The 13,711-nt window shown below is 47.5% G+C and carries 11 protein-coding genes; 4 read left to right on the forward strand and 7 right to left on the reverse strand.

What is annotated here, in order from left to right; translation table 11 throughout:
* Window positions 1–24 precede the first annotated feature (24 nt).
* Together C805_RS25490 and C805_RS21870 are read right to left on the reverse strand one after the other, a co-directional pair.
* Entirely contained in the window at window positions 25–1,410 is a 1,386-nt protein-coding gene (locus C805_RS25490) for a HAMP domain-containing sensor histidine kinase (RefSeq protein WP_016216204.1), read from the reverse strand.
* Complete coding sequence (locus C805_RS21870; protein ID WP_016216205.1) at window positions 1,403–2,149, reverse strand: response regulator transcription factor; 747 nt, start codon at window positions 2,147–2,149, stop codon at window positions 1,403–1,405. The genes C805_RS25490 and C805_RS21870 overlap by 8 nt, the downstream gene beginning before the upstream one ends.
* Window positions 2,150–2,347: 198 nt before the next feature.
* Here C805_RS21870 and C805_RS21875 point away from each other — a divergent pair, with 198 nt between their 5' ends.
* The 3 genes from C805_RS21875 to C805_RS21880 are packed head-to-tail and all read left to right on the forward strand — an operon-like array spanning window position 2,348 to window position 6,484.
* Window positions 2,348–4,966, forward strand: coding sequence for a YfhO family protein (locus C805_RS21875; protein WP_016216206.1), 2,619 nt, complete (start codon window positions 2,348–2,350; stop codon window positions 4,964–4,966).
* Entirely contained in the window at window positions 4,963–5,451 is a 489-nt protein-coding gene (locus tag C805_RS0106565; RefSeq protein WP_242832708.1) for a GtrA family protein, read from the forward strand. Before C805_RS21875 ends, C805_RS0106565 begins: the two co-directional genes overlap by 4 nt.
* On the forward strand, window positions 5,444–6,484 hold the full coding sequence (locus C805_RS21880; protein ID WP_016216208.1) for a glycosyltransferase family 2 protein: 1,041 nt from the start codon (window positions 5,444–5,446) through the stop codon (window positions 6,482–6,484). Before C805_RS0106565 ends, C805_RS21880 begins: the two co-directional genes overlap by 8 nt.
* Before the next feature lie 46 nt (window positions 6,485–6,530).
* Here the strand turns inward: C805_RS21880 and C805_RS21885 are convergent, their stop codons facing one another.
* The 3 genes from C805_RS21885 to hypB all read right to left on the reverse strand — a co-directional run bounded on the left by C805_RS21885 (window position 6,531) and on the right by hypB (window position 10,350).
* The gene (locus C805_RS21885; protein WP_016216209.1) at window positions 6,531–6,872 is read right to left on the reverse strand and encodes a hydrogenase maturation nickel metallochaperone HypA/HybF; all 342 of its coding nucleotides are present in this window, start codon (window positions 6,870–6,872) and stop codon (window positions 6,531–6,533) included.
* A 66-nt stretch (window positions 6,873–6,938) separates the two neighbouring features.
* A complete protein-coding gene (locus tag C805_RS21890) occupies window positions 6,939–9,677 on the reverse strand; it encodes an FAD-dependent oxidoreductase (RefSeq protein ID WP_016216210.1) in 2,739 nt (912 codons plus the stop codon).
* Window position 9,678: 1 nt separating this feature from the next.
* Entirely contained in the window at window positions 9,679–10,350 is a 672-nt protein-coding gene (hypB, locus tag C805_RS21895) for a hydrogenase nickel incorporation protein HypB (RefSeq protein WP_016216211.1), read from the reverse strand.
* A gap of 220 nt (window positions 10,351–10,570) precedes the next feature.
* Here hypB and C805_RS21900 point away from each other — a divergent pair, with 220 nt between their 5' ends.
* Window positions 10,571–11,281 carry a FadR/GntR family transcriptional regulator gene (locus C805_RS21900; protein WP_016216212.1) on the forward strand — a complete coding sequence of 237 codons (711 nt, stop codon included), beginning with the start codon at window positions 10,571–10,573 and terminating at the stop codon, window positions 11,279–11,281.
* A 231-nt stretch (window positions 11,282–11,512) separates the two neighbouring features.
* On the opposite strand, the gene C805_RS21905 is transcribed toward C805_RS21900, so the two are convergent.
* Window positions 11,513–11,743 (reverse strand): hypothetical protein, encoded by a 231-nt coding sequence (locus tag C805_RS21905; RefSeq protein WP_016216213.1) that lies wholly within the window; start codon window positions 11,741–11,743, stop codon window positions 11,513–11,515.
* 122 nt (window positions 11,744–11,865) lie between these two features.
* On the reverse strand, window positions 11,866–13,599 hold the full coding sequence (locus C805_RS21910; protein WP_196811095.1) for a methyl-accepting chemotaxis protein: 1,734 nt from the start codon (window positions 13,597–13,599) through the stop codon (window positions 11,866–11,868).
* Between the last annotated feature and the right edge of the window lie 112 nt (window positions 13,600–13,711).

Raw genomic sequence — 13,711 nt, forward strand, 5'->3', positions numbered from 1 at the left:
TTCCTCTCCTGATTCACATTTTCTCTATATCAAGGGAAATTCCATGGTTACTGCGAAAGTGTCCTCCCCTTCCACCATAAAGAAATTCCCATTCTGCAATTCTGTCATCTTCCGTACGCTTTTCAGTCCAATTCGGTTGCTCTCTACCTGTTTCATCCGCTTGCGCCTCTCGTTCAGGAACACCATCTGCAGGCTGCCTCTGTCCAGAGCCGCCTTCACAGCCACCGGCGCTCCTTTCTCTCCATATTTCAGAATATTGGAAAAAAGATTGTTGAACATACGCCGGAACAGCATGTGGTTTCCCAGGATTTTTGCCGATTCTTCCACCTGAAACTCCGTCTCCACGCAATACCCTTTCAGTCGCAGGAACTCCTGATGTCCCTCCAGCTCTTCTAACAATTCTCCCAGATAAATTTCTGACAGCTCTGTCTGTTCATGGGTTTCATATACCAGTGCATATTCAAACATTTTATCTGACAGGGTTCGGATTTCTTCCACCTTTTCAATACATCTGGCAATATATTCTTCCCGTTTCTGCTCCGGGCATTTTTTCTGTCCCATAATCTCCAGATAACCGTATAATGTAGTCATAGGTGTTCTCAAATCATGGGAAACAGAACTTATTAAATCATGATTTGCTTTCTTTCCCTCCTGCTCTCTGCGGATATTGTCATCCAGCGCCAGACGCATTTCATCCAGATTCCTGGCCAGAATGCCAATTTCGTCTTTTCCCTTCACCGTAACAGGGTGCTCCAGGTCTCCTTCTGCCATTACGAGAATCTCATTTTTCAGCCTTCCCACATAGCGCATTCTGTTCCACACATAAATCAGTACAGGACTGAAAAACAGCATACTGATTATCAGGGCAATCAGAAAATAAGGCAGCACAATTTTAGCCTGGTGCATGGAATAAATCATTACCTCTCCCGTGATATCCTGAAATTCCAGGGCGCCCATATAGTCCAGTCCACGATAATATCCCACATCGCCATACCAGAACATATCGCTGATAAAAGAGTCCCATACCCCTGGCTCTATGCCGTAGAACTGAAACAGACTCTCCTCGTCATAAAAAGCCATCATGGTATATCCATCGTCATATTTTTCCACATCCAGAAGTTTTTTCAGTTCTTTTTCTCCTGTTTCCTTAAAAGAAATATATTTCGCTTTCTCCTGCAGCTCTGCTGCAATCTCAGCCGGATTAAAGGAAGTCAGTCCCCGTTTTACCAGTTCCGTATACACCCAGGTCTGCATCTGCATCATATACCGAAAGGAAAACAGGCTTAAGACTGCGCAGAGAATCAACAGCAGAAACAGTCTTCCGGTCATTTTCCGGGGAAACTGAAAGATTCTGTCCCGTATGCTCTTTTTCCCATGCTTTTTTCTGGCTGACGTTTTCTTTTTACTCACAGCGGTATCCCTTCCCCCAGACATTTCTGATAATTTTCGGATTATGCGGTTCCTTCTCAATTTTTCCCCGCAGGTTACGGATGTGCACCATTACCGTATTGGCAGCTCCATAATAATAGTCTTCTTCCCAGATGCTTTCGTACAGCCGCTGCACTGAAAAAATCTGGCCCCGGTGCTTTCCCAGCAGGTACAGAATGGAAAATTCAATATCCGTCAGTTCAATCTCTTTGCCTTCCAGCAGGACTTTCTGCTGATCCTCATAAAGTTTGATTCCCGGCAGTGTGATGATATTTTCTGAACCCCGATGCTCTGTTTTCCCGGCCTTTTCCGGGGTTTCTCCTGCTTCCTCTTTGCCCTTGTAAACCTGATATCTGCGAATCAGGGCCTTTACTCTGCTCATAAGCTCCTGATAGGAAAATGGTTTGGGCAGGTAATCGTCTCCTCCGCTGGAAAATCCCAGTGTTTTATCCTCCACCTGGGATTTGGCGCTCAGAAATAAAATGGGTGTGTTGCTGTTTTTACGGATTTCCATGCAGGCCTGATATCCGTTCATATTGGGCATCATCACATCCAGTATCACCAGATCGTAGCCGTTCTGCTGAATTTTTTCCAGCGCCTCTCTTCCGTCTGCGGCTTCCTCTACCTCGTATCCTTCTCCGGACAGCAGAATGTTTACCACTTCCCGTATTTCCTGATTGTCGTCCACTACGAGAATGGACGATATGTTGTTTGTGTCCATAATTGATGTCTCCTTCTGCCTGACCCCTGCTCCGGAGCCTGCGGCTCTTTACGCAGATTATATCACACCCCATGTTTCTTTTAGGAATTCTTAAGAATCTTTAAGATTTTCTTTGATGATTTTTTAAGATTTTACTTTTATACTTTTCCTTGCAGTCGGATCTGGTACTGACTCGTTGTAATTTATCGGGAGGATATTATGAACAGAATTAATTACCGTACTTATTTTTATCCCTTTCTTTTACTTATATTTACCCTTGGCTGCGTACTGCTTATTTTGCCGGAAAACGCGCTTTTCGGCTCTGCGGGAGACTGGTTCAGCCAGCACCTGGCTGTAGCGGAACAGTTCCGGACCATTTTCCATGAAACCGGACAGATTCTGCCGAATCTTACCCCGGCCGGCGCCGGCAGCAACATTTACGATTTTTCCTATTATGGCCTGCTTCGGCCGGATGTGCTGATTTCCTTCCTGCTGCCTGATGTTTCCATGGGCCGGATTCTTTCCGGCTACGCAGTTCTGGAACTGATGGCAGGCAGTGTGCTCTGTTATTACTGGCTGAAAAAACATCTGGCCATTCCCTTTTTCGGATTTCTGGGCGGAATTCTTTATTCCTGTGCCACATGTTTTTACCATGCTCATCACCAGATCATGTTTGTAAATTATATGCCTTTTCTGCTCCTTGCCCTGCTGGGTGTGGATCGGCTGGTGGAGCAGGAAAAGCACGGGCTGCTTGTAATTTCTCTGGTCATGGTTTATCTGCACAGTTACTATTTCGCTCCCGCGGTTCTGGCGGTAACAGGCCTCTGGTTTCTGTTCCGGCTGTATACTGAAACAGAGGGAACTCAGAAACCCAGACGGGCAAAATACTGGCTGAGACTGTTTTTTTCCATTGGAATTTCCATTGGAATCGGGGCCCTTCTGCTGCTGCCTACGGGGCTGGATCTGCTTTCCACCAAAAAGGACGCCGGCACTCCCCCTGCCTTATCTGAACTGTGTTCCGTGAATTTTTCCATGGAGTCACTGCTTTACCGCCCCTATGGATGCGGGCTGACCATTCTCTGCCTTTATACGCTGCTGTTAAGCATCCGGCGGAAAAGCACACGGATTATGGCTCTGATACTGCTGGCCTGTCTGACCCTGAATATCTGTCCTTATTTACTGAGCGGCCTGCTGTATATCCGCTATAAGGTGCTGATTCCGCTGGTTCCGCTGCTGCTGCTGTTATGTGCCCGCACACTGGAGCTTCTGTTCACCGGGAAAGAACGCCACAGTCTGATCTGCGGCCTGCTCTGCCTGATACCGGTATCCCTTTTCGAACTTCCTAAGGAGGCTCTGGCAGACGTCATCCTGACAGCCCTGGTCTTTGCTGTAATCCATCTGGCAAAAGGTCTCTGGGGCGGCGGACATCCGAAAAACCACACTCCGGACCGGACAGAAATCATGCTCCCCGGATCATACCGGAAATTACTTCCTTTTCATCTGCTCCTTTGTCTGGTTCCGGCGGCTGTGTCTGTAACAGTGGGACAGCAGGATAAATTTATCTCTCTCTCAGACACCCGGCAGGCTGTTTTTTCACAGGAGGAACTGGAAGAACTTCAGCCTGAGGAAAATTATCGTTTCGACTGTCTCACAGAGCCTTACGCCAATGTAAATGTGCTTCCTCTGCAGGGCATGGGGCGCACCACCATGTATTCCTCTGTAACAGACAGCAATTATGCAGATTTCTATTACAATATTATGAGAAATCCCATCCGGGTCCGCAACCGGGTGGCACTGATGACAGACGCCAATCCCTTTTTCTCTTATCTGATGGGGATTCGGTATATCCAGACTGCGGATTCCCATATCCCCTGGGGATATGAACCCATTGCCCAAAAAGGCCATACCATTATTGCGGAAAACAGTCAGGTACTTCCCGTGGCCTATACCAGCACCTGTCGAATGGCTCAGGAAGAATTTGACAAACTGGAATTTCCTTACACGCTGGAGGCTCTGACCAGATATACCATTGCAGATATTTCTCCGGGAGAGACATCAGGCTCCGTGAATGAGGGCGCTACTGCTGAAAACTTCCGGAAGACTTCCCGGATTACTCCGGTTTCCCTGAACCACCTGACAGAAAAAAAACTGCCGGATTTATTTGAGGATTCGGCTGCCTCCTGGCAGCAGGAAGACAATTCTGTACTTTCCCTGTCTCTGAAACAGGAAACAAAAATTTCACTCCCTCTGAAGAAACCCTTCAAAGACAGGATTTTAATCTGTTCTTTTGGGGTGGAATCACCTGGAGGCAGGGAAGTAACCGTGGATATCAACGGCACACGGAATAAACTTTCCGGCAAAAACGCTCCTTATCCCAACCAGAACCATGTGTTCACTTATCTGATTTCTTCCAGTCAGACACTGGATTCACTGGATATTACCCTGAGTCCGGGAACGTATCAGCTGTCAGACCTGCAGTTCTGGATTATGGATACTGCCGCTTGGGGCAATCCTGGCATATTGCCTGCCGATTCTGAAAAAACAACAGGAAATTCTCTGTTTCAGGGTACTGCTACCTGTGAGAAAGACGGTTTTTTCGTAACCTCTTTCCCGTTCCGTCAGGGATATAAGGCCTGGGTGGACGGGACACCGGTTTCCCTGCAGTCTGTCAACGAAGGATTTGTGGGATTCCCCCTGACTGCCGGAACCCACGAGATTGTCATTTCCTATGTACCGCCAGGAAAAACGGCCGCTGCTGCCATCAGTCTGATATCGTTGTTTCTGTTTTTTACCGGCATACTGCTGGAATATAAATATAAAAGAAAAGAGGAGTTATGATGAAAAAGTATTTTAGTTTGAAAAGCAACCGCCAGCTGCCTGTCTCTGCCTCCGGAAATTCTCTTTCGGAAATGTTCAGTTATCTGCTGACAGGCGGAGCCACCACCCTGATTAATTATGTGGTCTATCTGACCCTGTTGCATTTTAAAGCAGATTATCTGACCGCCAACACCATTGCATGGATCTTTGCTGTATCCTTTGCCTATGTAACCAACCGGATTTTCGTGTTCCATTCTGAGAATCAGATCGGAAAAGAACTGGTCTCTTTTGTGTCTCTCCGATTTCTGACCCTTCTCACAGAAAATCTGCTGCTGACACTTTTTATCCAACACTGCCAGTTCCACCCCATACTGTCCAAACTTGCGGTGAGTTTTGTCACGGTAATTGCCAACTATGTTATCTGTAAATGCCAGATTTTCCGAAAATCCGCCGGATATCTGAATGCCCGCCCCGTATCACAGAAAGGAGAGGAAATTCATGAATAAGCTGAGTATTATTGTCCCCTGTTACAACGAAGAAGAGGTGGCTGCCCTTTTTTATCAGGAAACACTGAAATGCGTCGCCGCCATACCAGATCTGGACTATGAATTTATTTTTATTGATGATGGAAGCAAGGACCACACCCTGGATATTCTGCGGCTCCTCTGTTATCGGGATAATCATTGCCACTATTTCTCCTTTTCCCGGAATTTTGGAAAAGAAGCAGCCATGTATGCGGGACTGGAACAGTCCTCCGGCGATTACTGCGTAATCATGGATGCGGATTTGCAGCATCCGCCCGCACTCCTGGCTCCCATGTACCAGGCCTTAAGTCAGGAAGGGTATGACTGCTGCGCCGGAAAACGCATGGGCCGGGAAGGAGACGGCGCCATCCGGGGCCTTCTTTCCCGCAGCTTTTACAAAGTCATACAGAAAATGACCCATATGGATATGAGCGACGGAGCCGGAGATTTCCGCATGATGAACCGCACCATGGTGGACGCCATTCTTCAGATGAAAGAATACAACCGCTATACCAAAGGTATTTTCTCCTTTGTGGGATTTGAAACGAAATGGCTGGAATTCCAGAATGTGGAACGGGCGGCCGGAACCTCCAAGTGGAATCTGAAAAGCCTGTTTTCCTATGCTTTTGACGGAATTCTCTCCTTTTCCACCGCGCCTTTGAAGCTGCCCGGCCTCCTTGGAATGGTTCTGTTCCTGATTTCCTGCTGTATGGGGATTCTGGCACTGGTTCAGCAGACAATGTTCCATCACAGCATGGGAAGCCTGTATGGGATCTCACTCCTTGTCATCTTCCTCAGCAGCCTGCAGATGATGATGATATTCATTCTGGGAGAGTACCTTTCCAGAGATTATCTGGAAAATAAAAAGCGTCCCCTTTACCTGGTGCGGGAACGTGACAGGCAAAAAGGACCTCTGGCCCAGACCCACGAGGCATATGACCGGAAAGAAAATCCAAAAGGCGCTCCCGAACCAAAGGGAAAAGCCCGCCGGGGACGTCCGGTGCCTCAGTCTTAAAAAAACTGCCGCTTACGATTTTTCATCGTTGAAGCGGCAGCTTTTTTCAATAACACACAATTTCCTTAATATAAAATTCCCGGCCGCTGAGCATATCGCAGTCGCCGCTCTTACACTGAGGACATTCTCCCTCATGTTCCACCAGGGGGAACACCGTGCCGCACTGGTTGCAGCGTCCGTTGGCAGGCATGATTTCCACCCGCAGCCGGCTTCCTTCCAGCATGGTTCCGTCCGCAGCAGCCGGATATACTTCCTCCACATACTTTGGAATCATGGAGGAAAGTTCTCCAATCTGGAGCACCACCGTATCAATTTTTTCCACCTGGTTTTCTCTGGCAAATTTCTCCACCACGTCCACTACCTGCATTACCACGCCCAGTTCATGCACTGTCTTCCACCTGCTTTCTGTTTATTAAAGGATAATTTAATAACTTATTAAAATTTTGAGAACTTCTTAATTTTTTCCTCCGAACAGGCTTTTCACCTTTTTGGCGGCAATCTTACCCTGGCGTTTCACCATCTGTTTTACCACTACCGGTTTCATGTCCAGGAATTTCACTCCTTCACCGTCATAAACACGTTCCAGGTGAATGGCGTCAAACTTGCATTTGGTGGTACACTGTCCGCAGCCCACGCACATATATTCATCCACAACGGTGGCGCCGCAGCCAAGGCAGCGTTCTGTTTCCCTGCGCATCTGTTCTTCGGTAAAGGTTCCTCTCAGATCCCGGAAACTCTCCTCTGCTTTCTTCTCAGAACGGATGGTGTTCGGACGCTGACGGGGTGTATTGTCAAAATCTTCAATCACTGCCGCTTCTTTATTCAGTTCTTTGTAAATCCGGCGATCCCGGCCATATACAAGGCTCTGGCCATTCTGTACGAAACGGTGAATGGAAATGGCTCCCTGTTTTCCTGCTGCAATGGCGTCAATGGCAAACCTAGGCCCGGTATATGCGTCTCCTCCTGCAAAAATATCTTCCTGCCCGGTCTGATAGGTAAAATCATCTGCAATAATGGCGCCATTTGCCTTTATCTCTGCTTTGGAGCCTTCCAGCAGTCCGCCCCACTGAATGGACTGTCCCACAGAAAGAAGCACATAATCCGCCTCCACGGTCATTACATCATTTTCATCGTATTTTGGGCTGAATCTGTGATTTTCATCAAAAACAGAAATGCATTTCTTAAATTCAACGCCTTTTACTTTTCCGTTTTCCACCAGAATCCGTTTGGGTCCCCAGCCATTCTGAATAACAATATGCTCTTCTTCCGCCTCAATAATTTCTTCTTCGGCTGCAGGCATTTCCTGACGGCTTTCCAGACAGAACTGCTGCACGGTTTCCGCTCCGGCACGCACTGCAGTACGGCTTACGTCAATGGCCACATTTCCGCCGCCTGCTACCACTACTTTTCCGCTGACTCTTCTGGTCTCGTCCTGATTCAGATTTCTCAGAAATTCAATTCCGGACAGCACGCCCTGGGCGTCTTCGCCCTCAATGCCCACTTTTCGGCCGCCCTGGGCACCCGGCGCCAGATAAAATGCCTTGTATCCCTGGCTGCGCAGTTCATCCAGTGTGACGTCTTTGCCCACTTCCACTCCGGTTCTGAATTCCACGCCCATTTCCTGGATAATCTCGATTTCTGCCGCCACCACATCTTTTTCCAGACGGAACGCGGGAATTCCCATGGTGAGCATACCGCCCAGCTTCTGTTCTTTCTCAAAAACTGTGATAGTGTAACCGTCCAGCGCCAGATAATAAGCACAGGATAATCCGGCAGGCCCGGCACCCACGATGGCAATTTTCTTATCGCTGTAATCGTGACGTTTTGTGGGCAGGAACCGCCTGTCTTTATCCAGCTCCTGCTGGGCAATAAATTTTTTGATCTCATCAATGGCAATGGGTTCGTCCACATCTCCGCGGGTACATGCGTCCTCACAGCGGCGGTTACAGATACGTCCGCAGACTGCCGGCAGAGGATTTTCATGTTTGATCAGCTCAAGGGCCTCTTTATATCTTCCCTGAGAAGCCAGTTTTATGTATCCCTGTACGCCGATATGGGCCGGACAGTTGGTTTTACAGGGCGCTGTTCCGGTATCCACCACGTCTTCCCGGTTAATCCGGTAATCAGGATTCCACTTGTCTTCCGTCCATTTGGTATCCCGCGGTGTTTCTTTGGTGGTAATGTCTTCTGTCACCGGCTGGGAGGAACACAGTTTCTGGCCCAGTTTCAGGGCGTTGACCGGGCAGTTTTCCACGCACTGGCCGCAGGCCACACAATTATCCTTATTCACTCTTGCCACATAATTGGAGCGTACCATATCGTTATTTTTGAACATTTCCGCGGTACGCAGAGAAAGGCAGCCGCAGCCGCAGCAGTTGCAGATGGCATGGGTTTTTCCGGAACCGTCAATATTGGGAATCTGATGCATCAGCCCGTTTTCCTCTGCCTTGCGGATAATCTCAAAGGCTTCCTCTCTGGTAATCTGGCGTCCTCTTCCTGTCTTAATGTAGTATTCTGCCGCATGGCCCATCTGAATACACATATCTTCTTTCAGATGGCCGCAGCCTTCTCCCATCAGCTCCCGGTCTGTCCGGCAGGAACAGTCTGTCACCGTGAAAATATCATTTTCATTCAGATACTTTGACACTTCTTCATAAGAAGCCCGGCGAGTATTTCCCTCGATGGCTGTCTCTATGGGAATCACGCGCATGAGGCCCACCCCTACCGGAAAACTGCCGGAACTTTTGGGCCCTCTCACGCGTCCATAGGCCTCCATGGCATATCCGATAATGGGATATTTCTTACAGTTTTCTGAATTATTTACAATCATTTCCATGGTTCCGGGAATCCAGGTCTCCGCCCAGAACACTTCTTCTCCATCTACTGTATTCCAGAAACAGACTCCGTAAACGGCCAGCTTTTTTAACTGTTCAAAACAGTAATCTTCCGGCTTTTTCACGATGCCGGCAATCTGAGCAACCGAGCGTTTCTCGCTGATTCCAAGGCCCATGCCCACTTCCGCCATATCGTCATCCACGCCGGCTTCCAGGATTACATATTCCGGATCATCCCACTGGTAAGCGCCTTTGGATCCCGGCTTCTTTCTTCCGATATGATTGGCCAGATCCAGCACTTTCTGTTTGTATTCACATTTATACCAGTCCGGAAAATACATCCTTGTCAAATCTTTCATTCTATTCGTTCCTCCATTTCTTTACTTCCGTACGGAGCCAGTCGGCCCATTCTTCTATTCCTTCCCCTGTTCTGGCAGAAACAGGTATGATTTTTATATTTGGATTTAATTTTTTTGCCCGCTCTTTGCATGCTTCCAGGTCAAAGTCGAAATATTCCAGCACATCAATCTTGTTGATTAACAGCACATCACAGATACTGAACATCAGGGGATATTTCAGGGGCTTGTCATCTCCCTCCGGCACGCTTAAGATCATGGCGTTTCTGGAAGCTCCCGTGTCAAACTCCGCCGGGCACACCAGATTGCCCACATTTTCCAGAATGGCCAGGTCTATTTCTTCCGTACCAAGGCCTTTGATGCCCTGACGTGTCATATCTGCGTCCAGATGGCACATGCCTCCTGTATGAAGCTGGATTACTTTGGCTCCTGTCTTTGAAATGGTGTGGGCGTCCACGTCAGAATCAATGTCTGCTTCCATCACGCCAATCTTCATCTCATCTTTCAGAGACTCTATGGTGCGGGTCAGGGTGGTGGTTTTCCCGGCGCCGGGAGACGACATCAGATTCAGCAGAAATGTTTTTTCCCGTTTCAAATCCTGCCGCAGTGCTTCCGCATCCCTGTCATTATCTTCAAAAACGCTCTGCTTAATCTCCAAAACTCTGAATTCACTCATTTACTTCTCCTCCTTCTCCTTCCGGTTTCTGGTTGAACCAGATTTTTTCACTTGCTGCACTTTGATATAATTTTAACATTCCCCACATAATAAGTCAACAAACCCGTAATTTTTCGCCATTTTTCACGAATTTCCCACTTGATTTTAGACAGAACTTACAATATAATAATGTTAATGCATTTATTGGTATATGGTTCTACCAGATTACAGGAGGTGTTTTATGGAATTTCAGAAACTTTGTGCGCCCTCGCTCCACGAACTGTTTGTACAGCAGTTAGAGCATTTGATACTGTCCGGTAAACTGAAAACCGGAGAAAAACTTCCCACAGAACGCCAGCTTGCTCAGTCCATGCAGGTAAGCCGTGCTGTGGTAAACGGCGGCCTTGCAGAACTGGAACGGAAGGGCTTTGTGATTATCAGGCCAAGAGTGGGCGCTTTTGTGGCTGATTACCGCCGGGCCGGAACACTGGAAACTCTGATTTCCATTATGAACTACAACGGAGGGCATCTGCGTGATGAAGAAATCCGCTCCATTCTGGAAATCCGTATCGGCCTGGACTGTTTTGCTGTTCAGCTTTTTCTGAAACACGTGACAGACGAGGATCTGGAACTTCTTCACGAAAAAGTGGAAGCCATAAAAAAAGCCGCTGCTGACAGCGAAGCCGCCAGAGCCGCTTTTGAATTCCAGCACGAACTTGCTTTTTTATCCAAAAATACTCTGATTCCTCTGATTTTCCATTCTTTCCGCATCCCGGTGCTTACCCTCTGGGAACGATTCTGTTCCCTTTATGGAATTGACACCCTGTATCAGAATAATTACACCCTGTGGTCTTATCTGATGCGCAGGGATCTGGAGGGTGCGGTCAAATGGATTCACGATTCTGTAGGGGAAAGCATCCATGGTTCCCGTGAAATCTATTACAGAAGCTAATCCTCTGTTACAGTTCATCCTCTCCGGTGCTCATAAATCAGCCGAAAGGAACAGCCGGTGTCCGGAAATTACATGATTTCGACAGGAGACCCTCTCTTCCCAGGCATTATGCCAGACCGGCCTGCTCAACATCTCTGCCGAGCAGGCCGGATTTTTACCGGGAAAGTTTTCGCTTCCTCAGTAAGAGCAGCTATGGAGCCCGCCAGAGGGCGGGCCTGGTACAATGAAATTTTACTGACGCTGGCCTTTCAGCATTCCGTTCATATGAAGCAGAGAATACAGAAGGCTTTTTCTTCCGGTCCTGCCGTTGGCATCCAGAAAAGAAAAGATGCGGGGGCTGTCTGTTTCACCGTTGGTGTTCAGATAGCTGTAATGTCCCCATTCCTTTTTGCCGTTCATGTCCGTAATGGAGTACGTCGTCTCCGATTTTACGGAACGGCTCCTTTTTTTCTCAGGTTTCATCCTGTTTCCTCCGGTGTAACATTTTTGAAGGGAAAGTTCCGCTTCCTTCATATTATTTCCGGAGCCTGGTCTTTCTATTCCGGTTCTGATCTGATTGAAAAAAACTTTCTGAAACCCTGATTTTAAAATTTAAAGAATTTCATTTCTTCTTCCATCTGGCCGGACAGGCCTTTCAGGCTGTTGGCCGCATCTGCCAGAAGATTAATAGTTGCGTTAAGTTCTTCCATGGAAGCTGTGGTTTCCTGTGCGGAAGCAGCATTTTCCTGAGACAGGGCGGAAAGATTGCTGATTACATCCACCACGGTTTTTCTGGAGGAATCGCACACATGGGTCCGCTTTTCAATCATGGAAGTGTCTTCTCTGGAACTGTTGATACCTGTGGTTACATTTTCAAAATGGTTCTGAGTGGCTTTCAGCTTCTCTCTCTGATCCGTAATAATGGATTCCACCTGTTTCATGATTTCCACCGTCATTTCCGATTCTGTCAGCAGAGCATTGATAACATCCGTGATAGTCTGAGCGGAATTACTGGATTCGTCTGCCAGTTTCTGAATTTCGGAAGCCACCACTGCAAAGCCCTTTCCAAATTCTCCTGCTCTGGCAGCCTCGATGCTTGCATTCAGAGACAGCAAAGAGGTCTGGCTGGCAATGGAGGCTATAATGTCCACTGCCTCCCGGATTTTCTGAGCAGATTCGTTGGTTGCGTAAACCTGAAGGCCGATTTTTCTGATAGCTCCAATGGTCCGTTCTGTGGACGCCGCCAGATGCTGCATAATTTCCGCAGAAGTATCTCCTGCTTCTTTCATGGCACGGGAGGTAACATTGAGCTTGTCCACATCTTCCACAATATTTTCAATTACATGGCCCATATCCATGATCTGACCGGAAGCAGTCTCAATTTCTTCTGCCTGGGAGACTGCACCCATGGAAATTTCTTCCACTGCTTTCCCAATCTCTGACGCATTGGCATTGACACGTTCTGCCATTTCATCCAGAGAATTGCCGGACTCAAGAAGCTCACTGGAGGACTGCCGAATGTGATTGAGGATGCCGGAAAGGTTGTGGATCAGTTCCTGCAGCGCATTGGCAGTATGTCCAAGTTCATCTTTCCGTCCCAGAAATTTCTCATCCACATGCACATTCAGGTTCCCTTTTGCAAGCTGCTCAATAATCTTTTCTTCTTCTTTGAAAGCTCCCGCAAGTGTACGGGAAAAATATATGATTACCACACTGCTCAGCAGAATAATCACAACTGCTACCGTAATGATCTGCAGTACCTTTTGATTAATGTAATCTTCAATATCGCTGCTGGGCTCTCCGGTAAAAATCATGCCTGCTATGCTTCCGTCATTATTTTCCAGGGGTATGTAACAGCAGAAATACGGCGTTCCATTAATCATAATGTCATTGTCCGTAAAGCCATTTCCTCCCTCCAGCACTGCCTGCACCACATGCTCTGCCGCCTGAGTTCCTGCCATACGTTCTCCGGTGCTCTCATCTATCAGGGTGGTTACGGTACGGGTATCTCCCCAGAACAGTGTAATATCAATATTGGAATTGGCGCTGAAAGAATCCAGCACCTCAAGATCTGCCGAAATATTATGCTCTCCTTTATACAGTTCTCCGCCTTCAGACCTGAAATCCCCCTGATCCACCGCCCGCAGGGAATGTTTCAGTCCGTCGGCCACATCTTCCAGACGTTTGACAGCCTCGTCTTCCATTCCTTTTTTTAATGTCATTGCAGAAAAAACTGAAGCTATTACCGCAAGCGAAATCAGAGGAACAAATGCAATAGCCAAAATCTTTTCTCTGATTCCAAAGGCTGCCTTTCTTTTTGGTACTGTGTTCTCTTTCACCTGTGCTTCCTCCATACTTTCCAATATTTGTAAATATTTTATAAATATTTTTACATTTCTTTTTTGATTATAACTGCTCAGACCACAGGTTTCAAGCAACAAATCCATATAA

The organism is Eubacterium sp. 14-2 (assembly GCF_000403845.2).
Lineage (GTDB): Bacteria > Bacillota > Clostridia > Lachnospirales > Lachnospiraceae > Petralouisia.

Coding starts and splice junctions, on each gene's coding strand:
- C805_RS21870 (WP_016216205.1), bottom strand. CDS start 2,149: ATGGACACAAACAACATATCGTCCATTCTCGTAGTGGACGACAATCAG.
- C805_RS21875 (WP_016216206.1), top strand. CDS start 2,348: ATGAACAGAATTAATTACCGTACTTATTTTTATCCCTTTCTTTTACTT.
- C805_RS0106565 (WP_242832708.1), top strand. CDS start 4,963: ATGATGAAAAAGTATTTTAGTTTGAAAAGCAACCGCCAGCTGCCTGTC.
- C805_RS21880 (WP_016216208.1), top strand. CDS start 5,444: ATGAATAAGCTGAGTATTATTGTCCCCTGTTACAACGAAGAAGAGGTG.
- C805_RS21890 (WP_016216210.1), bottom strand. CDS start 9,677: ATGAAAGATTTGACAAGGATGTATTTTCCGGACTGGTATAAATGTGAA.
- hypB (WP_016216211.1), bottom strand. CDS start 10,350: ATGAGTGAATTCAGAGTTTTGGAGATTAAGCAGAGCGTTTTTGAAGAT.
- C805_RS21900 (WP_016216212.1), top strand. CDS start 10,571: ATGGAATTTCAGAAACTTTGTGCGCCCTCGCTCCACGAACTGTTTGTA.
- C805_RS21905 (WP_016216213.1), bottom strand. CDS start 11,743: ATGAAACCTGAGAAAAAAAGGAGCCGTTCCGTAAAATCGGAGACGACG.